The following is a 26,473-nucleotide window of genomic DNA, read 5'->3' as shown; positions in this document are numbered from 1 at the left end:
AAAAATATAAAGGACATGAAGTCAATAGTACGTCATACTTATTATCGTAAGATAACAAAGTTGACTTAGCTAAACCCCGGTATAATTCCATGGGGTGATAGCCTTGAGCTCTTCTTTGAGCGAATCGGTGACATCTAAGGTATCAATAAAGGCCGCTATTGATTCTTGGTTAATGGCATTGTTTGTACGGGTTAAATCTTTCAATGCCTCGTAAGGCTTCGGATATCCCTCTCTTCTCAATATCGTTTGTATAGCTTCTGCGACAACAGCCCAATTCTTTTCCAAGTCGGCTTGAATCACATCTTCGTTTAATATTAGCTTTTTCAATCCACGTATAATTGATTTAAAAGCGATGAGCGTATGACTAAAAGGAACCCCTATATTTCTCAATACGGTTGAATCTGTCAAATCACGCTGTAATCTGGAAATCGGAAGCTTGGCAGCCAGGTGTTCAAATAAGGCGTTCGCTAGCCCTAAATTACCTTCTGCGTTTTCAAAATCAATCGGATTAACTTTATGTGGCATAGCAGAAGATCCAATTTGACCCGCTATAATTTGCTGCTTAAAATAATCCATTGAAATATAAGTCCAAATATCTCTGCATAAATCGATTAAAATGCTATTTATCCGCTTTAGCGCATCGCAATGCGCCGCAAAATTATCATAATGTTCTATTTGAGTTGTTTTCTGCGATCTGTGAAGGCCTAATACATCATTCACAAAGTGATTGCCAAAGGCAACCCAATCGTTGGCGGGATAGGCGATATGGTGTGCATTAAAGTTTCCGGTTGCCCCGCCAAATTTGGCAGAAAAAGGAACGGCTTTCAATTGGTTCAACTGTACACCTAATCGTTCAACAAATACAGCTACCTCTTTGCCTAAACGTGTTGGTGAAGCGGGTTGTCCATGTGTTTTTGCCAGCATGGGTATCGCTTTCCATTCTTCAGCCATTCCTTCAAGCTCTTTAATAAGTTCATTAATACTTGGGTAATATATACTGTTGAATGCTTCTTTCCATGAATAAGGAATGGCTGTGTTATTAATATCTTGCGATGTTAACCCAAAATGGATGAACTCTTTTGAATCTCCTAAACCAAGCGTATCGAATTTTTCTTTAATAAAATATTCTACAGCCTTCACATCGTGGTTAGTTGTTTTTTCCAAGTCTTTAACACGCTGCGCATCGCTTTCGGAAAAATTTTCGTATATGGACCGTAAAGCCACTTTATCTGATAAACGACTTAATTGGGATATGCCCGTATCGGTTAATGCAATAAAATATTCTATTTCTACAAATACACGGTATTTTATTAAAGCAGCCTCTGAAAAAAAAGCGGCTAGATCTTTTGTTGCGCTATGATAACGCCCGTCTATTGGTGAAACTGCTGTAAGTGGAGATAAACTCATGTTTATGAAATATGTCGGGTTAAAAAGCGCAAAGTTAAAAAAATATTGCATTTGTCCATTTGTGAGAACAGGACATTTTAGGCAAAGGCGTCTGGAAAATTTAAATTATGCCGTTGAGATGATCGGTGCGAAAGGTAATCCTTTTAAAAAAAAACGTTCCTACTTTGTCGGTAGGAACGTTTTTTTATTTCAGTTTTAATTACTGAGCTTCTTTAACTGTAGTGTCAGCAGTTACAGTTGTATCTGTAGTGATAACAGTTGTATCTGGTTCGCTAGGAGTAACAACGGTAGTTGTATCAGTTGTTTCTTCAGTAGATCCCTCACCAGAGTTTGAGTTACAAGCAGCAACAGTTAACGTTAAAGCTAAACCTAAAAAACCGAATTTGAATAAATTTTTCATTGTTAATTTTCTTTTCTGATTAAATAAAAATTGTTTATTTACCTCTTTATACCGCATATGTTGAAAGGTAACCCAACATTTTAAAAAAAAATATTTCTTTTTTCGCGGCTGCAAAGATGATGATATTTTAGAAAAATACAAATAGAATTTGCGGAGGGATCGATCTTCGAATACTATTTGCCATTTATTTCCTTAGTTTCTGTACTTTTGCATCTTGCAACTGCCACTAAGGCCAATACTAAAGTAACCGATGAAACAGTTATAAAAATAGGTTCGCTTTAAGCGAGATCTTATGACCGCTAAAACGCACAAAAAAAACACGAATATTGGGTTACTATTTGCATTTTAACGTATTAACTAGTGAGTAAAGAAAAAAGACATACACCATCTGACGAAAACGAGTTACTGGCAGGGATTTTAAAAGGAGATACTGATGTTTTAGATAGTTTGTACAAAACAAACTTCCCAACAATTGCTCGTTTGATTATTAATAATGGCGGTGATATTGATGACGCAAAAGATATATTTCAGGAAAGTATCATTATTTTATATGAAAAAGTCTGTAGCGGTAGTTTTGCACTCAACAGCAAACTTAAGACATTTTTATATTCGGTCAGTAGAAATCTTTGGCTTAAAAAGCTTGCAAAAAAAGGAGTATATACTCGTTTAGATGATTTTGAGGAAAGGGTTCTTGTAGAAGAAGATATCGAAATACATAAAGAGCGGGACAAGCAATTTTCCATGATGGAGGATGCGCTTAAGAAGCTTGGTGAGCCTTGTAGAACAATAATTGAGGATTTTTATATCCACAATATGAACATGCAGGATATCAGCGAAAAATTTGGATATACGAATACCGACAACGCGAAGAATCAGAAATATAAATGTCTACAGCGGTTAAAAAAGCTTTATTTTGGTTAATTATTAATAAACGATGAAAAGTGAACGAGATTTTCTAGATCAGTCTGAAGCCTACTTAAAGGGTGAAATGAATGCTTTGGAAAAAAAAATATTCGAAGATCATCTTTTGAATGATGCGGAAGCCCGTAGGAAATTTGACGGGCATGAAGCCTTTATTGAAAACATGAAGCATTATGGAGCTCGGGTTGATTTGCAACATAAGCTTAATGCTATTCATGAAACAATTAATATAGAAGAGGTGGTTCCGAAAAAACCACTTATTATACGCTTGTGGGATAAATATAAGATAAACTCCTTGGTAGCTGCTTCTGTTGCACTTCTTGCTGTTTTCACAACCTTGTGGCTTACGGGGTTCTATTCAAAAGACAGTACTTCACAGTATATTGCTTTACGGCGTGACATGAATAGTATCAGACAAAATGTTAAAGCTCAAAATGCGCTGATCAAAGACATCAATAAAGGTAAAAGCGGGATTGGCACACCTAGTCACTACGGTGCCACAGGTTTCGCACTATCGTCCAATGGCTATGTGATGACGACATTTCATGTGATCAAGGACGCAGATTCAGTTTACTTACAGAATTACACAGGCAATTCATATAAAGCAAAAGTCATTTATACAGATCCTGCCTACGATATTGCGGTATTGGAAATCATCGATAAAGATTTTAAAGAGTCGGGAAGTTTACCTTATACGTTTAAACAAAATGCGGCCGATATAGGTGAAGATGTGTATACGATCGGTTTTCCTAGAGAAGAAGCGGTGTATGGTAGGGGGTATCTAAGCAGTAATACGGGATATAGTGGTGACACCGTTGCTTATCAGGTTTCTATTCCTGTCAATCCCGGTAACAGTGGCGGACCTGTACTGGATAATAGAGGTAATATAATAGGTGTTATCAACAGTAAGCAAACAGAAACCGATGGTGCGGCCTTCGCGATCAAATCAAATTATGTTCTGGAAGCGCTTGCATCTATCCCCGAAGATAGTTTGGAAAAAAAATTAACATTGAATAAAAAGAATACACTTGCTAATTTGAGTCGCACTGAGCAAATCAAAAAGGTACAGGAATATATATACATGATTAAAGTATATTAATACCTGAACAAAAAATAAAACAAAAATGGCTTTCCTCATGAAGAGTGAAAGCCATTTTTGTTTTATTTTCCCTATATTAGAAAACTAGATAAAAGACTTATGGATCAAAAGTATCGGAATATTGACCGTTTTAACTTACGCGCCGATAACTACGATAAATATCGACCCGGCTATCCCCAAGCCTTATTACGATTCATTTACGAGCATAATTCACTCCATAAACAAAGTGTCATTGCGGAACTTGGCGCAGGTACCGGTATACTAACCGAAGAACTTGTGAAATGGGCCTGTACGATTATTGCAATTGAACCGAATGACGAAATGCGGGAGAAAGCCATCGAAACCCTGCAAAAATTTAAAAACTGTTCCATAAAAAATTCGACAGCGGAAGCAACAGGTTTGGCCGATCATAGCGTTGATCTTATTGTATGTGCACAATCGTTCCATTGGTTCGATACCGAGAAAGCGAAACGAGAATTCGGACGAATATTGAAAAAGCAGGGAAAAGCAGCCATTATATGGAATATCCGAAGTGCCGAAACAGCTTTTGAAAAAGAGTATGAAGAATTCATTCTCGAATTTTCAATAGATTATCAAGAGGTTAAGAAAAGAGAATCACGTGGTAACAACCTCGCGAATTTCTTTCGTCCAAATAGCCTGGAAAAGCACTTATTTGTATATGATACTTACCTGACATTTGACCAATTAGTAGGTAGAACGCTTTCCTATTCTTACATGCCCAATGAAGATCATGAAAAAACACCTGAAATGAAAGCTAGGTTGCAGACTTTGTTTGATAAATATTCTACTAACGAGATCATCAGTCTTTCATACAAAACGAAATTGTTTATGGGATTACTATAACTATCCACATCAAAAACGTTACAAAGTTGCGTTTTAACAATTCGTCGTCTTAACAATTTTCTCTAAGTTTGTGATACTAATTAATCAATATAAGAATCACATGGAGAAACGTTTAATCAATCTAAAATTTCTAGTAGTCGTACTTTTTTTTCTGAGTTATTCCTATCAAAGTCATGCCCAATCAGCGGCATTATGGCTCAGATATCCCGCTATTTCGCCGGACGGAAAAAGCATTGTTTTTGGATACCAAGGTAATTTATATCGTGTGAATGCAAGTGGGGGAACAGCCACCGCCCTGACTGTCGGCAGCTCACATAGTATGATGCCCGTCTGGAGTCGCGATGGTCAGTTTATCGCTTTTGCAAATGATCGAAATGGTAATTTTGACGTTTATGTAATGCCTGCCAATGGTGGGAAATCGACGCGTCTGACCTATAATAGTGCCAACGATTATCCCTATGATTTTAGTATCAATAACAAGGAGGTGATCTTTGGGAGTGCTCGGCAAGCACCTGCCGAAAGCTCGCGTTTTCCAAGCCTACGATTGTTCCAAAATCTATATCGTGTAGCTATAAATGGCGGTCGACCGATACTTGTGAGCGCTGCAGGGATGGAAAACGCCCATTTTAACGGCGACGGAAGTTTGCTGGTTTTTCAAGATCGAAAAGGATACGAAGATCCTTGGAGAAAGCATCATACCTCTTCTGTAACACGTGATATATGGCTTTACAACCTAAAAAGCAATACCTATGAAGCTTTAACAAGTGAGGAAATTGAACATCGAGAACCTGTTTTTAGTAACGACGGACAGTTCGTGTATTATCTAAATGAAAAGGACGGAAACTTAAATCTCTATAAGAAGGGAATCCGGTTACGCATTGCTGATCAGCAGTTAACGCATTTTACCAAAAATCCGGTGCGTCATCTCAGTGTTTCAAATGATAATACCTTAGCTTTTACACAGGACGGCTCTATTTACACTTTAAAAGAAGGTGCTGAACCCAAAAAACTTGAAATTACCATAGCCGTAGATAATGGTGATGCATTGGCTAGCAATACGCCTTTAAACGGACAAATCAGTCAATTCGAGTTAAGCCCGGACGGTAAACAGATCGCCTACGTGAGCAGGGGCGAGCTATTTGTTACAAGTGTTGAAGGTGATTTTACTAAACGGATTACCAATACACCTGATCAAGAACGAATGGTCAAATGGTCACCGGATGGAAAAACGTTGATCTATGCTGCTGAACGGGGAAAAAATGGCTGGGGTATTTATCAAAGCTCCATTATAAGCAAAGATGAACCCTATTTCTTTAACGCAACGGTTCTGAAAGAGGAGGCCCTCATTGTCGGTAAAACAGATAATTTTGCCCCTAAGTTCTCTCCTGACGGCAAATCTATTGCTTATATCGAAGAAAGGAACGTTTTAAAGGTTTACAATATTAGCACCAAAAAAACGATTGAGTTGCTTCCTCAAGGGCATAATCATTCCTATGCAGATGGCGACTGGGGTTTTGAATGGAGTCCGGATAGCAAATGGTTATTGGTGGATGATCAAAGAGGGTATTTTTTCAATTCTAATGCAGCTCTGGTTAAAGCTGATGGAACTGCAGAAATAAAGTACCCGCTTCTTACCGGCTTTGGTGAAAATGGTGCCCGTTGGCAGATGGAAGGAAAGATGCTCACTTGGTTAAGTGGTCGTTATGGCAGAAAATCGTTAGCTATACAAGGGAGTCAGGAGCTAGATGTCTTCGGTGCTTTCTTTAACCAAGAAGACTATGATAGATTTAAACTAACCAAAGATGAGTTTGGCCTCCTAAAAGAAAAAGAAGATAAAGCAAAAAAGGAGGAAGCAGCAAAAGATGGCAATCAAAAAGAACCTAAAAACAACAAGAAAAGTGATGAAAATAAAAAGAAAGAAGATGGGGAGGTGCTTCATTTAAACATAGAGGATTTACGCGAACGAGAAGTTAGACTGACCATTAACAGTTCGTCCATTAGCGATTATGCCCTCACAAAAGACGGGAGTAAACTATTCTATTTAGCCTCCTTTGAAAAAGGATACGATTTATGGATAACTGAACCGAGAACAAATCAAACGAAGATTCTCGCTAAACTGTCCGGTTCGCCAAGTGGCATTGAGATGAGCAAAGACGAAAAAAACCTATTCGTTGTAAATCGTGGAGCCTTGGTAAAAGTTGATGCCGCAACGGGAAAGATTACTCCGCTTAATACAAAAGGCGAACTCGAACTGAACGCTAGTGCTGAACGGGAATATATTTTCAATCATGCCTGGCTGCAAGTGAAAAAGAAATTCTACGACCCGAATTTACATGGTATCGATTGGAATGGCTATTATGAAACCTATGCCCGGTTCCTGCCGCATATTAATAACAATTTTGATTTTCAAGAACTCCTAAGCGAATTATTGGGAGAGCTTAATGCTTCTCATACGGGAGGACGTTTCTCTCCTCGATATTCAAATCCGGACGTTACCGCTTCCCTCGGTTTACTATATGACGAGACCTATATGGGAAAGGGATTGAAAGTTGCAGAGGTGATTCAGGGCGGGCCCGTTGCCAATGCCAAATCGAAAATTGAAAAAGGAACGATTATATTGGAGATCGATGGAAATACTATTGATGATAGCGCGGATTGGGCCAAATTCCTAAACAGGAAAGTCGGTCAGTATGTGAGCATTCATGGCAAAAATGAAGCGGGCAATTTCTTCACGGAAACGATTAAACCGATCGGCATATCTGATGAAGTCCCCCTCATGTATAAACGCTGGGTCAATGGCCGGAAAGCATATGTGAACAAAGTAAGCAATGGTAAAATCGGGTACGTACATGTGGAAGGAATGAATGATGCAAGTTTCAGAGAAGTTTATGATCGTGTAATGGGTGAAAATTTAGAGAAAGAGGCACTCATCGTCGATACCAGATTTAATGGTGGCGGTTGGCTGCACGACGATTTGAATACATTTTTAAGTGGAAAAGAATACCTGAAATTTTCGCCACAGGGAAATACGTTAAAAGGTGGTGAGCCACGAAGTCGATGGAGCAAACCCAGTGCGGTCGTAATGAGTGAAGGGAACTACAGCGATGCATTTATCTTTCCTTATATTTATAAACAAAATGGTTTAGGCAAGCTGATTGGCATGCCGGTACCTGGTACGGGTACAGCCGTTTGGTGGGAGACGCAAATAGATCCTACATTAATATTTGGCATACCGATGATCGCTACGATCGGAAAAGAGAATCGGCCAACTGAAAATCTTCAAGTTGAACCGGATATTATGGTTAGGCTTCCTTATGAAGCTTTTCTAAAAGGAGAGGACCCGCAATTGGAAAGAGCTATAAAAGAGCTTCTCCAGTAATTTAATTTCGCTTTAAAATATAGGACTTCCACGAGATAACTGCTGGAAGTCTTATATTTATAAACAAATTTTCACCAATTATGAAGACCTTGAGCGCGCTCCTAATAAATTTTACATGCTTATCTCTTTTTGTATGCTGCAAACAAAAAGAACAGGTCGATTTGATTCTTCATCACGCTACCATTTACACAGTAGATAGCACATGCTCGGTGCAGCAAGCATTTGCGGTAAAAGATGGAAAGTTTCTGGATATTGGTTCAAATCGATCTATTTTGGGCAGATATGAAAGCAGACATGTAATCGATGCAAAAAATCAAGCAGTCTATCCGGGCTTATACGATGCCCATTGTCACTTTTTTGCCTTAGCACACGGATTACATCAAGTCAACTTGGTTGGAGCAAATTCTATGGAAGAGGTCATTGAAAGAGTGAAAACATTTCGCATGAAGTTTCCAAAAGATGCTTGGATTATCGGACATGGTTGGGATCAAAATTTATGGACCAACAAGAACTTTCCTGATAACAAGGAGCTAAATACAGTTTTTCCGGATGTACCCGTTTATTTAAGCAGGATTGATGGACATGCAGCTTTAGCAAATAACACTGCACTTCAATTAGCAAATATTTCTCTTCAAAATCAGCCAGTAGGTGGTTTAATCGTAAGAGAGGGGAATATGCCGACAGGTGTTCTTATTGATAATGCGATGGATTTGGTACAACAAAAAATACCGCTTCCTTCCGAAGCACAGTTAACAGAACTGCTATTAGAAGCGGAGAAGGCTTGTTTTTCCGTAGGTTTGACAAGTTTAGGCGATGCTGGTTTGTCTATCGAAGAGATCGATTTACTGAAAAAACTATATAAGCAAAATAGATTACGAATAGGAGAGTATGCCATGGCCATGCTCGACACCGCCACTTTCCGCGATGTCGTAAAGAAAGGAATGTATCAACACGGACAATTAACGATGCGTTCATTTAAGATTGTTGCGGATGGCGCATTGGGGTCTAGAGGAGCTTGTCTGCTACATCCATATAGCGATGCAGCAACGCAACAAGGTTTTTTGTTGCAAAAACCAGCCATATTGGATACAATAATACGTGAATTAGCACAAACTGATTTTCAAGTTAATGTGCATGCTATCGGCGACTCGACCAATCGCTTCATTCTTCATACCTTCAATAAATACCTCAAAAACAATAATACGAAACGTTGGCGTATAGAACATGCTCAAATTGTTCAACCCGACGATTACCCTTTATTTACTTCGGCTAGTCTTATTCCTTCAGTGCAGCCAAGCCACGCTACTTCGGATATGTATTGGGCAAAAGATAGATTAGGAAATGATAGATTGCGTTACGCTTATGCTTACAAACAATTACTGCGTGCTGCTGGCAGTTTGGCATTAGGAAGTGATTTTCCGGTGGAGGATATAAATCCACTTTACCAATTTCATGCAGCTGTAGCCCGAACAGATAAAAATGGAAAACCGGAAGGTGGGTTTCAGGTCGAGAGCGCTTTAACACGAGAGGAGGCACTGATGGGATTGACGCGATGGGCTGCCTATGCATGTTTTCAGGACGACCGAAAGGGAAGCATCGAAAAGGAGAAGCAAGCTGATTTTATTTGGCTGGAAAAAGATATTATGAAGATTCCATTGCCTGAAATAAGGAACACGAAAATAAGACAAACCTGGGTGAACGGAATAAGAGTTCACTAATTTTTTTTATCTTTACAGCCTATGCAAAAGCAACTATTCACATATTGTAGTGTAACGACTGGAATGATTGCCTAATTCCGGGTGACTTGTTTCTAAAATCATAGGCGTGGTAATCACTACCTTGCCAAAGGTGATTTATATGTAACAAACCATTCGGATAAAAGAGGATTTAATCATTTTATTTCATCATTTTAAACTATTAAGCAGTGAATAGCCTATCATCATATGGTTGGAACGACGATCTGTTCCAACTCAAACAAATTTCACAATACAAACATCTTTTTCATGGCCGAGTTACTGCCGTGAACAAGACCAATTATGAAGTTATTGCCGAGCGCGGTCGACTGTTGTGCGAACTAGCTGGTAATGTGCTTTATGGGAGGCCGTCATCTGAACTTCCATGTACAGGCGATTGGATTATCTTTCAACCTTTTGACGATAACAAAGGGATAATTGTTGATATTTTACCACGTAAACATACCTTATACAGAAAAAAGAGTGGCACTGTATCAGACAGGCAAGCTATTGCATCCCATGTTGACAAGGCATTCATCGTACAAAGCCTTGATGCTAATTTTAGTATTCGTCGGACGGAACGTTTTATGGTGCAGATAGTAGAAGGGAATATTCAACCGATATTGGTTCTAACTAAATCTGATTTGTCGTTTAATCGCCGGCAAATAGACGAATCGCTAAAACATATGGGTCATCAAATGCCGATATTTTTCACAAGCATCCTTTTACCTGAAACTATACTTCCTCTGCGAGAATCAATCAAACGGGGTGAAACGATCGTATTTGTGGGATCATCGGGGGTTGGGAAAAGTTCGTTGATCAATGCACTGTGTGGACGGACAGTTTTGACTACGTCTGAGATAAGCAAATCTTCAGGTAAAGGGCGACATACTTCAACGCGAAGGGAAATGGTATTGATGGAAGATAATGGCATCTTGATAGATACACCAGGTGTCAGAGAATTTGGTCTAGCCTCCGATAGTTCGGAAACATTAGCAACCATATTCGAGGTTTCTGATTTTGCAGAATCCTGTCGTTTTGAGGATTGTAAACATGTTGATGAACCTGGTTGTAAAGTTATCGAAGCCGTCAACAACGGCCTTTTAGAACTGGACGTGTACAATAGCTATCTCAAATTACGAAAAGAATCCTGGTACTTTTCTGCTTCTGAATATGAAAAACGCAAAAGGGATAAGTCTTTTGCTAAAATTTCAGAAGAGGCTAAGAGATTAAAAAAACGTTAATCTATTCAATACAGGTGTTCCGGTTTAATAAGGGAACACCTGTATTAACCTTCACCATCTGCGATCCCGCTGGGATTTTTCGCTCCCTTAATCCAGACACTAACCCCGCTCAAGAGGCCTTCGGCGTTCGAACCTACCCAACCCTTCGTTCGCCTCCCAGCTTAACGACAAAAGCCCCAACTTTTGTTGAGGCTTTGTGATCCCGCTGGGATTTTTCGCTCCCTTAATCCAGACGCTAACCCGCTCAAGAGGCCTTCGGCGTTCGAACCTACCCAACCCTTCGTTCGCCTCCCAGCTTAACGACAAAAGCCCCAACTTTTGTTGAGGCTTTGTGATCCCGCTGGGATTTTTCGCTCCCTTAATCCAGACGCTAACCCGCTCAAGAGGCCTTCGGCGTTCGAACCTACCCAACCCTTCGTTCGCCTCCCAGCTTAACGACAAAAGCCCCAACTTTTGTTGAGGCTTTGTGATCCCGCTGGGATTCGAACCCAGGACCCATACATTAAAAGTGTATTGCTCTACCAGCTGAGCTACGGAATCCTATCGTTGTTTAAATACCTAATTAAAAATTAAATATTATCAACTTTCATTTTTCAGAATTTTATTTCATTTCTGAACTGCTGACGGGTGCAAAGGTATATTTTTTATCCATATGCACCAAATTTTCAAACAAAAAAAACAACATTTTTCAACTATACACTAAGTATCAGTTCGTTATTTTTTAATCATGTAAACGTGTAATGGAGCCAAGCCTGTCAAGCTTTTGTTTAGCCCACATTCCGGACATTAATTCGCTCAAGAAGCCTTCGGCGTTCGAACCTACCCAACCCTTCGTTCGCCTCCCAGCTTAATGACAAAAGCCCCAACTTTTGTTGAGGCTTTGTGATCCCGCTGGGATTTTTCGCTCCCTTAATCCAGACACTAACCCGCTCAAGAGGCCTTCGGCGTTCGAACCTACCCAACCCTTCGTTCGCCTCCCAGCTTAATGACAAAAGCCCCAACTTTTGTTGAGGCTTTGTGATCCCGCTGGGATTCGAACCCAGGACCCATACATTAAAAGTGTATTGCTCTACCAGCTGAGCTACGGAATCTTTTTGTTTGAAACCTACTAGGTTTCTTTGAAAGAGCTGCAAAGGTATGATCTTTACATCTATAATGCAAGACGAATTATGTCTTTTAACGATATATATATGCAAAATACTGTAATTCAATCAAAAAAAAATCAATCTACACTTAATACTATTTTTCCAATGTGTTTTCCCTCTTCCATTAGTTCATGCGCCCGTCCTGCTTCTGATAGCGGAAACACCGCATGGATTAAGGGTTTGAAATGTCTTGAATTCATTAAAGGCCAGACATTAATCAATATATCTTCAGTCAATTGCGCTTTAAAATGCTTATCCCTACCGCGTAATGTACTCCCTGTCACGCTGATTCTTTTACGCATAATTTCCATGATATTCAACTCCACAAAATTACCCTTCATTGCGTTAATGTAGACCAAGCGACCATCTTCATCTAAAATATCGATATTTTTTTGAAAATACACGCCACCGATCATATCCAAGATCACATTTATTTTTTCACCGGAAAGAACCTTCTCAAAGTCGTAAACCTTGTAATTGATACAAATGTCAGCGCCCAGATCAAGACAAGCCTTGCACTTTTCTTCAGAACCGGCTGTCGCATATACTTTTACTCCCATACTTTTGGCTAACTGAATAGCCGTAACGCCAATACCACTTGACCCACCATGTACCAGAAATCCCTCTCCATTCTTTAATTGTCCACGACGGAATACATTATCCCATACGGTGTAGACGGTTTCGGGAAGACTCGCCGCTTCGGTAAAGCTAAAGCCTGTGGGGATAGAAAGACAATGATCGGCACAGACAACCACTTCTTCCGCATAACCGCCTCCAGCGACCAAGGCACAGACATGATCACCAATCGACCATTTACTTACTTCCGAACCTATTTGCTCAATTATTCCTGCAACTTCTAATCCAGGTATGTCGCTTACGGCTCCGGTAGGTGCCGGGTACTTACCCTTACGTTGGAAAACATCTGGACGATTAACTCCGGCAGCTTTAACCCGAATACGTACTTCATCGGATTTTGGTAACGGATCTGATTTTTCTTGTATTTTCAAAACGTCAGGTGCGCCGTATTCGGTAATTACTATCGCATTCATATTTATTTTTCCTTACATCATTTAAGTTCAACGTTTGTGGAAACCAAATTGTTCATAATAAGAATCCAGCTTTTGATAAGACCTTGCATAACTCGACATGTTGGCTGTTGTCAAAAAAAACGTTTACTTACGAAATAATATTGAAGTTTTTATCTTATTGTTGATAACAAAAAGAAAATATGTCTTTATATGTAAGATAATATTGGTTTTTTTTGGTTTTAAAAGTACTTTTTTAACAAAAAATATTTTTTAAGTATAAAAAAACCAATGAAATAAAATTTTACACCAATAAAAAACGCAAAATAACATATTTTTAATATATATAATGGTATAAAATATTCATGATATTTTCTTTTTTGTTTAAAAACTAACAAAAAAGTTCAAATAATAGGTATTGTATTCAATAAATATTCTTTTTCAATAAAAAATAAAGTACAAATGTTTTTTTATTGAAAAAAAAATGAGAAAAATATTTTGATAATAGATTTTTTTACTATATTTGCATCAACAAAATGATAAAAAAATCAATTTGTTGTTAAAATAGCCCCTCAGTTTAATATAGGTTTATAATTGGTTAGCAGAATAGCCCCTTTCCCAGAGGGGCTACTTCTTTTATAACATATAATACTTATTCGTAAAGGTTCTATATGTACATAAAAATGTGAGACGATCAGTATGGTTTATATATGAAAAAAGCCCTTTTTGTAAAAAGGACTTTTAAAGATGTGACCTCGGAGAGGCTCGAACTCTCGACCCACTGATTAAGAGTCAGTTGCTCTACCAACTGAGCTACGAAGTCATTTATTTTCTGTATCGGGAGCCCAAATTTAGACTTTTTCTTAGAAAAAAGAACTTTTTTTTACAATAATCTTTGCTGCAACGCTTCTTTAATTAGCTCGGCCACATTCTTTGCTTCAAATTTATGTAGTAAATTTCGTCTATGTGTTTCTACCGTTAGCGGACTAAGAAAAAGGGCCTCAGCCATGTTAGCCGTAGTCTTCCCCTCAGCAATCATTTCTAAAATCTGCTTTTCCCTTTTTGTAAGTTGTGGAGGTCCCTTAAGTTCATTTAACGTGGGCTTGGCGATAATCTCGTTTACCTCGGTACTAAAAGCAATTTCACCGTTATAGGCAGATTTAATGGCGCGAACAAGATCGTCCACAGATACATTTTTCAATAAATATCCACTTGCACCATTTTGCAACATTTTCATAACAAAACTTCGTTCTGCATGATTGCTTAAAGCCAGAACCGACACACTTGGTGCCTTAATCTTGATCTCTTTACACCAGTCGATACCGCTACCATCAGGTAACATAACATCTAGAAGAACAACGTCGACTTCATGACTATTCAAAAAAGTCATAAACTCAGTGCCGCTAATAAAGCTATCCACAACTTCAATCTCAGGATGGTTTGTCAAGAGCGTTTTAAGCCCTTGAATAACAATCTGGTGATCATCCACTATAGCTAATCGAATATTGTTGTTATGATACGACATGAATATTTTTTATTTCGTTTTAAACGTCTCTTGGATGCAAGCGCTAAATTGCAAAGAAATTTCCTTAAAATAAAAGAAAAAGTTTGTTGAAAAACGTTATTTTCACTAGACTGCTTAATGGAAACCAAATAATATTTACTTTTGCAGCATGGCAGAAGACGAAGCAGCTTTCGATATTGAAGATAACGGCGAACAGGATTTATTTGAACATTTAAGGGTGGTCGTCGATAAAGGCCAAACCTTGTTGCGTATCGATAAATTTTTAATGCATCGCGTTGAAAATGCTTCTCGAAATAGAGTGCAGAACGCCATTGATGCAGAAAACGTATTGGTCAACAACAGACCAATCAAAGCAAGTTATAAAGTAAAGCCCGGCGATGTGATTACGGTTGTATTGCCACATCCGCCAAGGGATACAGAGATTTATCCGGAAAATATTCCCTTAGATATCCGCTATGAAGATGATGATTTGCTAATTGTAAACAAACCTGCGGGAATGGTGGTCCACCCTGGTTATAACAACTACACCGGTACGCTAGTAAACGCATTAGTTTATCATTTTAGTCAGCTACCTCAATTACCGGGTAACGACGGCAGACCCGGCTTGGTACATCGCATTGATAAAGATACAAGCGGTTTACTGGTAATAGCAAAAAATGAGTGGACGATTACGAATCTTGCAAAGCAATTTTTTGACCACACGATTCAACGCAAATATATTGCCTTGGTTTGGGGAGATCTTTTAGCGGATGGTATAATTTCAGGTTATATTGGCCGAAGCCTTAAAGATCGTCGAGTAATGTCGGTTTACGATCATGAAGACAAAGGTAAGTGGTCCGTTACGCATTATAAGGTTCTTGAGCGTCTTGGCTATGTTACATTGATTGAGTGCCAATTAGAAACTGGTAGGACGCATCAAATTAGGGCACATATGCAGTCTATTGGCCACCCCTTGTTTAATGACGCACTTTATGGTGGGGATAAAATTTTAAAAGGAACGGTTTTTACAAAATACAAACAATTTGTAGACAATTGCTTCACTTTGCTGCCTCGCCAGGCTTTGCATGCTAGAAGTCTGGGCTTCACACATCCCAAAACGAAGGAACTATTGTATTTTGAGTGCGATCTTCCGGCAGACTTTGCCATGTGTCTGGATAAATGGAAATCCTACGTACAATACGAACGAAACAAGTAATTTTTTACAGAATTTTTTCTAGATTTTCCCGTTAAGTTAACAATGAACGATAGATATATAAATCATAACGGTAATTTGATGCCGGAAAACCAGCTCGCAATACCAAGCACCAATAGAAGTTTAAGATATGGAGATGGAATTTTTGAAACCATGCGTTGGATGGACGGTGATATCCGCTTCATTCAATATCATATTGAGCGTTTGCAAACGAGCATGGAGCTCCTCCACTTGGAAGGGTCGTCAAAATTTGATGCCTATTTTATTCGCGAAAAAGCCGCCGAACTGGTAAGAAAGAACAAGCTGGGAACAGATGCGCGCATTCGATTAAACGTTTACCGATCGGGAGCAGGCCTTTATAGTCCTGAAACTAATAAGGCGAATTATCTTTTGGAAGCCAATCCACTCGATCATGATGGATATCGCCTTAATAAAACGGGCGTAATCATCGATGTTTACCGCGAACATAAAAAGTCGATTAACAGCCTATCTCACCTAAAGAGCAATAATGCACTTATTTACATACTGGCTGGTATAGAAAGAAAGCGTTTAGGTTGTGACGATATTCTTATCCTAAACAATGATGGTTTCCTTTGTGAATCACTGAGCTCTAATATCTTTGTTTGGTATAACAAAACACTGTACACACCGGCTTTAAGTGAAGGTTGTATTGCTGGGGTTATGCGAAAAGTAGTTATTGAAATGGCTAATGAATATGGGATAGAAGTGGTGGAGGCACAAATTAGCCCGGAAATACTACACGAAGCGGATGAGATGTTCTTAACGAATGCAATACACGGTATTTATTGGGTAATGGGATATAAAAAGAAACGATACTTCAACCACCTCTCCAAAAAATTACAGGAGAAATTAAGCAAATGGCAACTTACCTCTGATTTAAATGAGGAGTGATACGCTTCAATATTATGGAGAGCAGGGGGATTTCCACTGCTTTCCAATAAATAAAATATTATCGTCCTCAGTCAAACCGGACGCCTCTAAGAAATTCTTCCATTGACATCCTTTTTTTACCTTCCAATTGCAGTTCGAGTACATCGATGTAACCATCTTGTGTTGCAAATCGTAGATAATGCTTCCCATCGGTCAGCGTACTCCCTGGTTCGTCTTTCAATGGCTCTAGTTCTTTTAACGGACGACATGCAAAAATTTTTAACGTTTTTTGCTGAAATGTTGTAAAAGCAGTAGGATAGGGGCTTAATCCTCTAATAAAGTTATATACCTCTTCGACGGGTTTATTCCACTGTATTTTACAATCATCTTTAAAAATCTTTGGGGCATGTTTTAATCCCTGCTCATTGGCAATAGTTGCCTGTGGGATCTCACGATGCTCGTCAGCCTTAATAAGTTGCACGGTTTTTACCAATAGCTCAGCGCCCACAAGCATCAATTTATCATGTAAATCTCCTGCTGTATCATTTGCTTCAATCGCCACTTTCTCACGCAATAGAATGTTTCCAGTATCTATTTGATGCTGCAAAAGGAAAGTCGTAACGCCTGTTTCAGCTTCCCCATTCATTATTGCATGATTTATCGGAGCCGCACCTCGATATTCTGGAAGGAGGGAGGCATGTAAATTGACCGTTCCTTTAGATGGCATATTCCAAATGATTTCAGGTAACATTCTAAAAGCTACTACGACCTGTAAATCTGCTTGATATGCGGCTAAGGCCTGAATGAAATTCGGATCTTTTAATTTATCTGGTTGCAAAACGGGAATGCCCTTTGAAAGGGCAAATTTTTTTACCGCTGATTCTTGTATCTTTTGTCCTCTCCCTGCTGGCTTATCCGCAACCGTAACAACAGCCACCACATTTTCACCTGCTTTTAGCAACGCAGCCAAAGAAGCCACCGCAAATTCAGGAGTCCCCATAAATATAATTCGCATTATTTTTCTGTTTACGTTCTTTAAAAAACACTTCAATCTTTACCTTTGCTAAGGTACAAAATAAATAGTCAGACTTGAATTTCCCTTTATACTTAGCAAATAGGATTTCTAAAAGCGGTGCACGCAAATACTCAAGGCTAATCGTGAGCGTAGCGATTGCGGGTATTATGTTAGGGCTTTCGGTGATGATACTTGCCATTGCTATTTTGAAAGGTTTCAAAGGAAGCATCATTGAAAAAGAAAGAGGCTTCAATGGTGATATTACTATTTATAAACACAACCTAAACAGCTCCTACGAAAGCTCGCCTTTTAGTATCCAACCGGATAGCTTGCTGCTGGTCAGAAAATTAAAGGGCGTTAAAGAGCTTAATGCTTTTGCTACCAAACCTGGCATCATAAATGCCGAAGACGAAATAGAAGGGGTTGTACTGAAAGGGATTGATAGCGCTTATAATCAGGAGAACCTACGAAAAATGCTAATTGCAGGAAACGTAATTAACTTTGCGGACAGCATCCCGGCGCAGCAACAAATACTTATCTCACGCTATACCGCCAATAGATTAAAACTTAAATTAGGGGATGATTTCCTCATGTACTTTGTTCAGGACCCTCTGAGAAAGCGGAAATTCACTATTGTGGGGATTTACAATTTAGGTGTTGAGGAAATTGATAAAACCTACGTGATTGGTGATATATCAATCATAAGGCGCTTAAATAAATGGTCGGACAACGAGGTCGGCGGTTATGAAATCATGACCACGGATTTTGAAAAGGTTGAAGACGTCAATCAGACAGTATTGGATTTATTGCCCATCCAGCTGCTGTCAGTAACAGTTGTCTCTCAATTTCCTGAGATATTCGATTGGCTAGCGCTTTTAGATATTAATTCGCAGATTATTCTCATACTGATGATTTTAGTAGCTAGTATTAATATGATATCTGCCTTGCTCATTCTTATTTTAGAGCGAACAAATATGATCGGTATATTGAAAGCTTTAGGTCTTACTAATCTTTCTATCCGAAAAGTGTTCCTCTATAATGCACTTCGTCTTATTGGTTTTGGCCTTTTACTTGGAAATATATTGGGTATCGGTTTATGTGCCTTGCAATATTATACGCATTTGTTTAAACTGGACGAAAAGGATTACTACATTGCATATGTTCCAATCGACATTGGTGTGCAAGAGATTATACTGCTCAATGTAGGTACAACGTTATTATGTTTGTTAGCTCTTTTAGTTCCCTCGGGCCTAGTCAGCCGAATTACACCTATTAAAGCTATTCGATTTAAGTAACGACCTTTATCGTTTGGCTTCGTTCCAATAAATATCCATTTCAGCCAAAGACATATCTTTTAAATTTTTTCCCTGTTCCTGTGCTCTTTTTTCCAAGTGATTAAAACGTTGTATAAATTTTTTATTCGTTTTTTCCAAAGCATTTTCCGGATTAATACCTAGAAACCTTGCGTAATTTATTAGTGAAAACAAGAGATCGCCAAATTCCGCTTCTGCTTTCTCTAAATCAACTACTTCACTTTTTGTAATATCCAGTTCATTTTTAAACTCAGCCAATTCCTCTTCAACTTTTTCCCATACCTGGTGTTTATCCTCCCAATCAAAACCGACGCCTCTTGCCTTGTCTTGAATCCGATAAGCCTTTACCAAGGCGGGCAAACTTTTCGGCACCCCTGAAAGAACAGAGTGATTTCCCTCTTTTAGTTTTAGTTGTTCCCAATTACGTTTTACATCTTCTTCATCTGTTACTTCAATATCTCCATAAATATGTGGGTGTCTATTGATAAGTTTGTCGCATACACTGTTAAGGACATCTACAATATCAAAATCATTCGTTTCCTCTGCTATACGTGCATAAAATACCAGGTGCATCATTAAATCTCCCAATTCCTTCTTTATTTCGGGTAGATCTTTATCCAAAATAGCGTCTGCCAGTTCATAGGTCTCTTCAATGGTTAAGTGCCTTAACGATTCCATTGTTTGCTTTTTGTCCCATGGACATTCTAAACGTAACGTATTCAAAATTTCCAATAACCGATCAAAAGCTTCGGTTGGCGTGTTTTGCTTAACTGGTGCTATATGTGGCATAATAAAAAAGATATACTTAAAAGAAAAAGATCGAAGAGAAACGGTATAGCGCAAGGCCTTTGATAAAAGGCCTTGCGCTATACCGTCTTAAATGATTGCTGTTTTATGTGCTAACCATTGCTGATGTGTCGCATCTAGATGGGGAGACAAGCGCTCGTAAACCATGTTATTATATTGATTTAACCAGTCGATATGCTTTTGATCCAATAAAGTTTTGTCGACCAAGCTGGTATCGATATAGCACAACGTTAATGTCTCAAAAGCCATAAATTCACCAAACTCTGTCTCCTGATCGCGGACACTCAGAACTAAATTTTCGATACGTATACCATAGCGGCCTTCACGATACAGCCCGGGTTCGATAGACGTGATCATGCCTTCCTCAATGGCAATATCGATATTTGCAGTATTAAATACATGTGGTCCTTCGTGCACATTTAGAAAAAAACCGACTCCATGCCCGGTACCGTGTCCGTAATTCCGCAGTCGGTCCCAGAGGGGTTTTCTTGTAATCGCATCAATTTGATATCCCTTACTTCCTTTCGGAAAAATAGCAGTGCTACCCTCAATCATAGCTTTTAATACCAGTGTATAATCCATTCGTTCTGCATCCGTTGTGGATCCTAAAGATACAACGCGGGTGATGTCAGTGGTGCCTGTTTTATATTGACCTCCCGAATCAAGGAGCAGTAACCCCTCTTCTTTTAAAACAGCGTTACTCTGTTCTGTTGCTTTATAATGAGGAAGGGCGCCATGTTCCATATACCCGGCAATAGTATCAAAGCTTTCATTTACAAAATCGTGCTGCTTTTGACGAAAGGCTAGTAGCTTCTCTGCAATACCAATCTCTGTAAGATCTTCTTTCCCAAGTTGTTCTTCAAGCCATTTGAAAAATTCGGTAAGTGCTACACCATCTTTCACCATGGTTTGTCGAGTATGCTCGGCTTCGATATCATTTTTGCAAGCTTTTAGCGTTGTACTCGGGTTCAACGTTTCAATAACACGTTCATATTGGGGTATTTGTGTATATACGGCATAACAGGTTCGCTTCGGATCCAACAAAACGGTTTCGCCTGCAGGTAATTGGCGAAGCGCTTCTTCAAGTGCGTCATATTCAACGATCGTCACACCTTGTCCTTCGAGCATTTCTTTATCGCCCTGCACCAACTTATTGCCGTTGATAAAAAGGGTTGTTTTTGCTGGTTCAACGAGTGCGAAACTCAAAACCACCGGATTGCATTTCACATCGCTTCCTCTTAAGTTAAAGATCCAAGCAATATCATCCAATGAAGAAACCAGGTGATAACCTGCATTGAACTTTTTCATCGCTTCTCTTACTTTCGAGATCTTTTCCGGGATACTTTCGCCAACAAGCTCATTTTCGAGTATGTAAGCCTTTTCTTTCGGCAATGCAGGCCGATCTTGCCAAATCCGGTCCAATAGATCCACCGTTCCGTTGATCAAAATTTTATGAGGCTGTAATTGATCAATAAGTTGTTTGGCGACATAAACGGAGGCAAGTTTCCCATCAAATGCAACGGTGTTTCCAGCTTCCAAATGTTCCGTCAACCAGGTGATGTACTCGGCAGCACCTTGTGTTTTTAGTTTCACCAGTTCGAACCCGGTGTTCTTTAATTGATCATTCGCCTGTACAAAATAGCGTGAGTCTGTCCATAATCCTGCGAAATTTTGCGTAATAACCAATGTTCCGGCAGAACCGGTGAAACCTGAAACGAAAGCAATACATTTGAAACGATCCGGAAGATATTCACTTATATGCGGGTCAGATGAAGGAATGATATAGGCATCTATCTGCTGCTCCGACATCTGTTTACGAATGGCAGACAGCTTTTCAAAATATGTCATAATACATGTATATTTGGCGCAATTTACTAATTGTGGTACCATTACTGCGCTTTTTTTTGAAAAAAATTAAAATAAATGGAAGACGCGTGTGTCGTGTTTTTATTTATATATATGTTATCAAAACTGGAAGGATAACACTATTTTTATGAATGAAATTTTTACCTTTATCTTCATATCAATGGTTTTTGATATATACATGGCTGATTTAAACAATATTGAAAATTAAATACATTCATATGTCTCTTAGAATAATATTACCCTTAATGATCGTCTTCACTGCGTTCTTATCTTGCGCAAGTAAAAGGAATAAGCAAGCCGAAGTCGACTGCCCCCCTAAGCCCTGTACGATGGAATTTAGAACGGTCGGTGTTGTCTTTACAGATAATAATGGGGACACATTGCAGGTGAAAGATTTTTCTGCCACACTTAAAACGACCGGGAAAAAGCTCCCAAGTGGCACAGAGCAGTCAGCAGATGCGTCAAATCCGTTTTATATGATTGCATCTGATGGTGATAAAAGCGCCCTTAGCATCGAAGGGGATACCATTGTGGTCAGCGGAACCCATCCAAGTAACGGACAGATAAAAAAGACTGATTTTGTTATCAGTGGAGGACGCTGTGAATGCCATATAAACAAGGTTTCGGGACCAGAGGCCATTGTTTTTTGATAGAAGGAAAAGGAACGGGTTTTAGGTCCTAATCTAGCGCGCGTTCCTTTTTTGCACTACACAATCCAGCGTTCACATCTTTCTAAAAAAGCTTCGTTCACTTCAGCGCCAATTCCCGGGCTATCTTCCAAGCTAAGATCGTAAGCGTCAAATTTCACGCCACCTATAATAGGATCTTCAAGATGACCAATCATACAAGTGTCCATATCGTGGTATATAACGCCTTCACATGCATAGGCAAGGTGTACATTTGCGGCTAAGGCCAAGCGAGTTTCCAGCATACCACCAATCATACAAGGAATTTGATTCTGCTTTGCAACTTGGTGAATTTTCAGCGCTTCAAGAATACCACCCGATTTAGCCAATTTAATATTAATTGCATCGCAACTGCCTGTACTTATCAACCGTTCAGCATCTCGATGGTCATAACAACTTTCATCAGCCATAATGGGAATACGCACTTTTTCCCTTAAAAGCGGTAGTAAATGGTCATTATAAGACCGCATTGGTTGTTCGCAAAATTGAATATTAAGATCTGCAAATGCATCTAAAGCAAGCAACGCACCTTCATAGGTCCAGCCTTGATTGGCATCTAAGCGAATAGGAATGTTATTTCCGATCGCCCTGCGTATCGCCTGGATTCTTAAAATATCCTCTTCCGGTTTCTTCCCGAGTTTAATTTTCAAAATTGAAGCGCCATTTTTAACGAAAGACAAAGCTTTTTCGGCCATCTCTGAAGGAGAAGCAATCCCAACAGTAATATCGGTCTTTATTGGTCTGATCGATCCGTCTAGGTATTTATAAAGGGGTTTATTGTCGTACTTGGCAGCCAAATCGTACAAGGCCATATCAAAAGCGCTTTTGATAGTTGAATTTTTAGCGATGTAGGCATGTAGTTCATTCATTCGCTCATCTAATAAAAGTGCATTTTTGCCTTTCCATATACGACCAAAATCTTGCGCCAGCGACAAACAAGTATTTTGTGTTTCGCCGACAATCATCGGAAAAGCAGAACATTCTCCATACCCACTCAATCCTACATCTGTATAAATCTTTATCAAGATATTCTGTGCGTAATCCATTGTGCCCGTCGCAATTACAAAAGGCTCCATTTTGATACTAAACCTAAAAATTTCGATATGTGAAATCAGCATGATTGAAAAATTCAAAAGCAAGAGAGACCGAAACGCTTTCGATAAGATAAGCAAGATACCTATATTAAAACGCAAACCTGACCTCTCACCAGTACAGTTTGCAAGATAAATGTTTTCATCGAAGTCCCACTATTTTAAGATAAAATTCGTATTCAGGTTTATAATATTACCTTTACATATATTATGGCAAATCACCTTCAGAACGAAACATCTCCCTATCTCAAACAACATCAGCGTAATCCCGTAGATTGGTACCCTTGGGGAGATGATGCTTTACAGAAGGCTCAAACGGAAAACAAATTACTTATTGTTAGCATTGGCTATTCAGCGTGCCATTGGTGTCATGTCATGGAAAAAGAAAGTTTTGAAAATGAAGATGTTGCCCATGTAATGAACAGCCACTTTGTTTCTATCAAAGTGGATCGGGAAGAAAGACCCGACATTGATCAGCTATATATGACAGCTGTTCAACTTATGACAAATGCCGGTGGGTGGCCCTTGAATTGCATTTGCCTTCCGGATGGTCGACCGATTTATGGTGGTACCTACTTTCGATCGACCGATTGGGTGAACATCTTGAACCAGGTGCAAACTTTATGGACAAACGAAGCTGAAACAGCCATTAATTATGCAGAGAAATTAGCACAAGGAATTACAGCAAGTGAGACCTTTAGCATCAATAAAATTCCTGACAAATACAGCAGAGAAGACCTGAAAGAGATTGTAGAACCTTGGAGGGAGACCTTTGACTTTGCAAATGGAGGTTATAAAAGAGCTCCTAAATTTCCGTTACCGAGCAATTGGGTGTTCTTTCTTCGCTATGGACATTTAACAAATGATACCAAGATATTAAGTCATACGCATTTTACGTTGAAACATATTGCCTCTGGTGGCATATACGATCAGCTAGGTGGAGGCTTTGCACGTTATGCAGTGGACGGACAATGGCATGTTCCGCACTTTGAAAAAATGCTGTATGATAATGCTCAATTAGTAAGCTTATATGCCGAAGCCTATTTGCAAAATCGTGATCCATTTTATAAACGTATAATAGAGGAAACGCTCGAATGGGTCAATCGTGAAATGACCTCGGCAGAAGGGGGCTTTTTTAGTGCTTTAGATGCTGACAGTGAAGGCGTAGAAGGAAAATATTATACTTTTCAGCAGGAAGAAATCGAAAAAGTACTGGGTGAAGATGCGCCTTTACTCATTGAATATTTTTCCATAACAGCCGAAGGCAATTGGTTGGAAGAAAAAACAAATGTACTGAGAACGAGTTTTGATGCTGACAGATTGGCAGAACAGGCGGGTTATAGCTTCGAGGAATGGCAAGCGTATTTAAAAGATATCAAAAGGAAATTACTGCACTATAGAGCACAACGCATACGTCCAGGTACTGACGACAAAATACTGACTAGTTGGAACGCAATGATGCTAAAAGCTTATTTAGATGCTTATAGGACTCTTAACAAACCCGAATACCTTACAGTAGCACAACGAAGTGCAAGCTTTATCCTTGATAAGTTGATAACGAAAGACGGCGTGCTTTTACACCAGCCTGCAACGCCCTATAAGACAATAACTGCATTTTTGGATGATTACGCTTTTGTTATTGACGCCTTTATTACACTCTATGAGGTAAGCTTTGATAAAAGTTGGTTGGACCGAGCGAAATCATTAATGGATTACACGCTTAGGCATTTTTATGACCAACAATCGACCGCATTCTACTATAGTTCAGACCTAAATGACGTATTGATTACCCGTAAATTTGAGATAATGGACAATGTAATTCCATCTTCCAATTCGGTTATGGCACATCAGCTAAATAAGTTAGGCGTAATTTTTGAGGATCCTACTTATAAAGAAATTTCGGCTCAGTTATTGGCAAATGTTTTTCCGCAAATTAGAACTTATGGATCCGCTTATTCAAACTGGGCAATTAGACTACTGGAGGAAGTGTGCGGTTTTAATGAAATAGCGATTACCGGGCCAGAGGCCAAAAATTTACGAATCGCTTTAGATCAGCATCTTTACATTCCAAATAAAGTTATTTTAGGAGGAGAGGAAGAGAACTTACCACTTTTAGTGAACAGAGTTGCCAAACATAATCTAATCTATGTTTGTAAAAACAATACGTGCAGTTTACCAGTTGATAATTTAAAGGACGTAGAAAATTTAATTCTTAAACCGGAAGCCTGATCAGAAAAGGTTTCCATAATTTTATAAAAATGACCATTTCACCAAACAGCGTAGTAGCGCTTACTTACAAATTGCACACAATCAACAACGGAGAAAAAGAGTTTGTTGAAGAAGCAGACAAATCAAATCCGCTTGTTTTTTTATATGGAGTAGGGATGATGCTTCCAAAATTCGAAGAGAACATCGGGGGACTTAAACAAGGGGATACCATCGATTTTGAATTGCCGGCTGTTGATGCCTATGGCGAAAAGGACGAAAGCGCTGTTGCACAGCTTCCTGCTGATATGTTTAAAGAGTCTGGCATTCCTCCTGTAGGCGAAATCCTTCCCCTACAAGATAATCAAGGTAATCAGTTTCGCGCACGTGTCGTAGAAGTTAGTCCCGAAGCGGTAGTCGTTGATCTTAACCACCCCATGGCTGGACAGAATCTACACTTCGATATTGAGATTTTAAATGTACGCGAGGCTACCGAAGACGAACTGTCGCATGGACACGCGCACGGAATTGACGGAGATAGTGGACACTAATATTAGAAATTTCTTATTCTTTTAAACGGGGCGCCATTGCGGCGCTCCTTTTTATTTTTATATCTCTTCTAATTTGAAGCATTCGCGGAGCGATCTTGAACTACAAAATGAGTA

The 26,473-nt window shown here is 39.1% G+C and carries 20 protein-coding genes and 3 tRNA genes; 12 read left to right on the top strand and 11 right to left on the bottom strand.

Going from position 1 to position 26,473, the window contains the following annotated elements; all coding sequences use genetic code 11:
* Window positions 1-69 precede the first annotated feature (69 nt).
* Window positions 70-1,407 carry an adenylosuccinate lyase gene (gene purB / locus RYH73_RS23025; protein WP_335315844.1) on the bottom strand — a complete coding sequence of 446 codons (1,338 nt, stop codon included), beginning with the start codon at window positions 1,405-1,407 and terminating at the stop codon, window positions 70-72.
* 199 nt (window positions 1,408-1,606) lie between these two features.
* Window positions 1,607-1,864, bottom strand: coding sequence for a hypothetical protein (locus RYH73_RS23020; protein WP_335315843.1), 258 nt, complete (start codon window positions 1,862-1,864; stop codon window positions 1,607-1,609).
* 303 nt (window positions 1,865-2,167) lie between these two features.
* On the opposite strand from RYH73_RS23020, the gene RYH73_RS23015 reads away from it, so the two are divergent.
* The 6 genes from RYH73_RS23015 (at window position 2,168) to rsgA (ending at window position 11,047) form a co-directional block, all read left to right on the top strand.
* Window positions 2,168-2,728 (top strand): RNA polymerase sigma factor, encoded by a 561-nt coding sequence (locus tag RYH73_RS23015; RefSeq protein WP_335315842.1) that lies wholly within the window; start codon window positions 2,168-2,170, stop codon window positions 2,726-2,728.
* A gap of 13 nt (window positions 2,729-2,741) precedes the next feature.
* Window positions 2,742-3,827, top strand: coding sequence for a S1C family serine protease (locus RYH73_RS23010; RefSeq protein ID WP_335315841.1), 1,086 nt, complete (start codon window positions 2,742-2,744; stop codon window positions 3,825-3,827).
* Between the two features lie 99 nt (window positions 3,828-3,926).
* Entirely contained in the window at window positions 3,927-4,691 is a 765-nt protein-coding gene (locus RYH73_RS23005) for a class I SAM-dependent methyltransferase (protein ID WP_335315840.1), read from the top strand.
* Window positions 4,692-4,791: 100 nt separating this feature from the next.
* The gene (locus tag RYH73_RS23000) at window positions 4,792-8,070 is read left to right on the top strand and encodes a S41 family peptidase (RefSeq protein ID WP_335315839.1); all 3,279 of its coding nucleotides are present in this window, start codon (window positions 4,792-4,794) and stop codon (window positions 8,068-8,070) included.
* 80 nt (window positions 8,071-8,150) lie between these two features.
* Entirely contained in the window at window positions 8,151-9,788 is a 1,638-nt protein-coding gene (locus RYH73_RS22995) for an amidohydrolase (RefSeq protein ID WP_335315838.1), read from the top strand.
* Window positions 9,789-9,994: 206 nt separating this feature from the next.
* On the top strand, window positions 9,995-11,047 hold the full coding sequence (rsgA, locus tag RYH73_RS22990; protein WP_335315837.1) for a ribosome small subunit-dependent GTPase A: 1,053 nt from the start codon (window positions 9,995-9,997) through the stop codon (window positions 11,045-11,047).
* A 467-nt stretch (window positions 11,048-11,514) separates the two neighbouring features.
* Here the strand turns inward: rsgA and RYH73_RS22985 are convergent.
* The 5 genes from RYH73_RS22985 to RYH73_RS22965 form a co-directional block, all read right to left on the bottom strand.
* Window positions 11,515-11,587, bottom strand: a tRNA-Lys gene (locus RYH73_RS22985).
* A gap of 478 nt (window positions 11,588-12,065) precedes the next feature.
* Window positions 12,066-12,138, bottom strand: a tRNA-Lys gene (locus tag RYH73_RS22980).
* 131 nt (window positions 12,139-12,269) lie between these two features.
* On the bottom strand, window positions 12,270-13,241 hold the full coding sequence (locus tag RYH73_RS22975; protein WP_335315836.1) for an NAD(P)H-quinone oxidoreductase: 972 nt from the start codon (window positions 13,239-13,241) through the stop codon (window positions 12,270-12,272).
* Between the two features lie 726 nt (window positions 13,242-13,967).
* Window positions 13,968-14,040, bottom strand: a tRNA-Lys gene (locus tag RYH73_RS22970).
* Window positions 14,041-14,100: 60 nt separating this feature from the next.
* The gene (locus tag RYH73_RS22965; protein WP_335315835.1) at window positions 14,101-14,742 is read right to left on the bottom strand and encodes a response regulator transcription factor; all 642 of its coding nucleotides are present in this window, start codon (window positions 14,740-14,742) and stop codon (window positions 14,101-14,103) included.
* 148 nt (window positions 14,743-14,890) lie between these two features.
* Here RYH73_RS22965 and RYH73_RS22960 point away from each other — a divergent pair, with 148 nt between their 5' ends.
* Window positions 14,891-15,937: an RluA family pseudouridine synthase gene (locus tag RYH73_RS22960; protein ID WP_335315834.1), complete on the top strand. Its 1,047-nt coding sequence runs from the start codon at window positions 14,891-14,893 to the stop codon at window positions 15,935-15,937.
* A gap of 42 nt (window positions 15,938-15,979) precedes the next feature.
* A complete protein-coding gene (locus RYH73_RS22955; RefSeq protein ID WP_335315833.1) occupies window positions 15,980-16,846 on the top strand; it encodes an aminotransferase class IV in 867 nt (288 codons plus the stop codon).
* Window positions 16,847-16,913: 67 nt separating this feature from the next.
* Here the strand turns inward: RYH73_RS22955 and fmt are convergent, their stop codons facing one another.
* Window positions 16,914-17,840, bottom strand: coding sequence for a methionyl-tRNA formyltransferase (gene fmt, locus RYH73_RS22950; protein WP_335315832.1), 927 nt, complete (start codon window positions 17,838-17,840; stop codon window positions 16,914-16,916).
* Window positions 17,841-17,914: 74 nt separating this feature from the next.
* Here fmt and RYH73_RS22945 point away from each other — a divergent pair, with 74 nt between their 5' ends.
* Window positions 17,915-19,135 (top strand): ABC transporter permease, encoded by a 1,221-nt coding sequence (locus tag RYH73_RS22945; protein ID WP_442946139.1) that lies wholly within the window; start codon window positions 17,915-17,917, stop codon window positions 19,133-19,135.
* A gap of 6 nt (window positions 19,136-19,141) precedes the next feature.
* Here the strand turns inward: RYH73_RS22945 and mazG are convergent, their stop codons facing one another.
* The gene (mazG, locus tag RYH73_RS22940; protein ID WP_335315830.1) at window positions 19,142-19,942 is read right to left on the bottom strand and encodes a nucleoside triphosphate pyrophosphohydrolase; all 801 of its coding nucleotides are present in this window, start codon (window positions 19,940-19,942) and stop codon (window positions 19,142-19,144) included.
* Between the two features lie 87 nt (window positions 19,943-20,029).
* Window positions 20,030-21,808 (bottom strand): aminopeptidase P family protein, encoded by a 1,779-nt coding sequence (locus RYH73_RS22935; protein WP_335315829.1) that lies wholly within the window; start codon window positions 21,806-21,808, stop codon window positions 20,030-20,032.
* Between the two features lie 236 nt (window positions 21,809-22,044).
* On the opposite strand from RYH73_RS22935, the gene RYH73_RS22930 reads away from it, so the two are divergent.
* On the top strand, window positions 22,045-22,476 hold the full coding sequence (locus RYH73_RS22930) for a hypothetical protein (protein ID WP_335315828.1): 432 nt from the start codon (window positions 22,045-22,047) through the stop codon (window positions 22,474-22,476).
* Window positions 22,477-22,532: 56 nt separating this feature from the next.
* Here RYH73_RS22930 and RYH73_RS22925 read toward each other — a convergent pair whose 3' ends face one another.
* On the bottom strand, window positions 22,533-23,630 hold the full coding sequence (locus RYH73_RS22925; RefSeq protein WP_335315827.1) for a mandelate racemase/muconate lactonizing enzyme family protein: 1,098 nt from the start codon (window positions 23,628-23,630) through the stop codon (window positions 22,533-22,535).
* A gap of 183 nt (window positions 23,631-23,813) precedes the next feature.
* Between RYH73_RS22925 and RYH73_RS22920 the strand changes: the two genes are divergently transcribed.
* Window positions 23,814-25,832 (top strand): thioredoxin domain-containing protein, encoded by a 2,019-nt coding sequence (locus RYH73_RS22920; protein ID WP_335315826.1) that lies wholly within the window; start codon window positions 23,814-23,816, stop codon window positions 25,830-25,832.
* A gap of 29 nt (window positions 25,833-25,861) precedes the next feature.
* On the top strand, window positions 25,862-26,359 hold the full coding sequence (locus RYH73_RS22915) for an FKBP-type peptidyl-prolyl cis-trans isomerase (protein WP_335315825.1): 498 nt from the start codon (window positions 25,862-25,864) through the stop codon (window positions 26,357-26,359).
* The last annotated feature ends 114 nt before the right edge of the window (window positions 26,360-26,473 follow it).

It is taken from the genome of Olivibacter sp. CPCC 100613 (genome assembly GCF_036959255.1).
GTDB lineage: Bacteria > Bacteroidota > Bacteroidia > Sphingobacteriales > Sphingobacteriaceae > Olivibacter.
Note: the sequence above shows the minus strand (reverse complement) of the source record. Positions and strands in the feature narration are given on the sequence as shown.

Excerpts from the sequence above, each read along its gene's own strand:
- purB (WP_335315844.1), bottom strand. The coding sequence starts at position 1,407 with ATGAGTTTATCTCCACTTACAGCAGTTTCACCAATAGACGGGCGTTAT.
- RYH73_RS23020 (WP_335315843.1), bottom strand. The coding sequence starts at position 1,864 with ATGCGGTATAAAGAGGTAAATAAACAATTTTTATTTAATCAGAAAAGA.
- RYH73_RS23010 (WP_335315841.1), top strand. The coding sequence starts at position 2,742 with ATGAAAAGTGAACGAGATTTTCTAGATCAGTCTGAAGCCTACTTAAAG.
- RYH73_RS23005 (WP_335315840.1), top strand. The coding sequence starts at position 3,927 with ATGGATCAAAAGTATCGGAATATTGACCGTTTTAACTTACGCGCCGAT.
- RYH73_RS23000 (WP_335315839.1), top strand. The coding sequence starts at position 4,792 with ATGGAGAAACGTTTAATCAATCTAAAATTTCTAGTAGTCGTACTTTTT.
- RYH73_RS22995 (WP_335315838.1), top strand. The coding sequence starts at position 8,151 with ATGAAGACCTTGAGCGCGCTCCTAATAAATTTTACATGCTTATCTCTT.
- RYH73_RS22975 (WP_335315836.1), bottom strand. The coding sequence starts at position 13,241 with ATGAATGCGATAGTAATTACCGAATACGGCGCACCTGACGTTTTGAAA.
- RYH73_RS22965 (WP_335315835.1), bottom strand. The coding sequence starts at position 14,742 with ATGTCGTATCATAACAACAATATTCGATTAGCTATAGTGGATGATCAC.
- RYH73_RS22960 (WP_335315834.1), top strand. The coding sequence starts at position 14,891 with ATGGCAGAAGACGAAGCAGCTTTCGATATTGAAGATAACGGCGAACAG.
- RYH73_RS22955 (WP_335315833.1), top strand. The coding sequence starts at position 15,980 with ATGAACGATAGATATATAAATCATAACGGTAATTTGATGCCGGAAAAC.
- fmt (WP_335315832.1), bottom strand. The coding sequence starts at position 17,840 with ATGCGAATTATATTTATGGGGACTCCTGAATTTGCGGTGGCTTCTTTG.
- mazG (WP_335315830.1), bottom strand. The coding sequence starts at position 19,942 with ATGCCACATATAGCACCAGTTAAGCAAAACACGCCAACCGAAGCTTTT.
- RYH73_RS22935 (WP_335315829.1), bottom strand. The coding sequence starts at position 21,808 with ATGACATATTTTGAAAAGCTGTCTGCCATTCGTAAACAGATGTCGGAG.
- RYH73_RS22930 (WP_335315828.1), top strand. The coding sequence starts at position 22,045 with ATGTCTCTTAGAATAATATTACCCTTAATGATCGTCTTCACTGCGTTC.
- RYH73_RS22925 (WP_335315827.1), bottom strand. The coding sequence starts at position 23,630 with ATGCTGATTTCACATATCGAAATTTTTAGGTTTAGTATCAAAATGGAG.
- RYH73_RS22920 (WP_335315826.1), top strand. The coding sequence starts at position 23,814 with ATGGCAAATCACCTTCAGAACGAAACATCTCCCTATCTCAAACAACAT.
- RYH73_RS22915 (WP_335315825.1), top strand. The coding sequence starts at position 25,862 with ATGACCATTTCACCAAACAGCGTAGTAGCGCTTACTTACAAATTGCAC.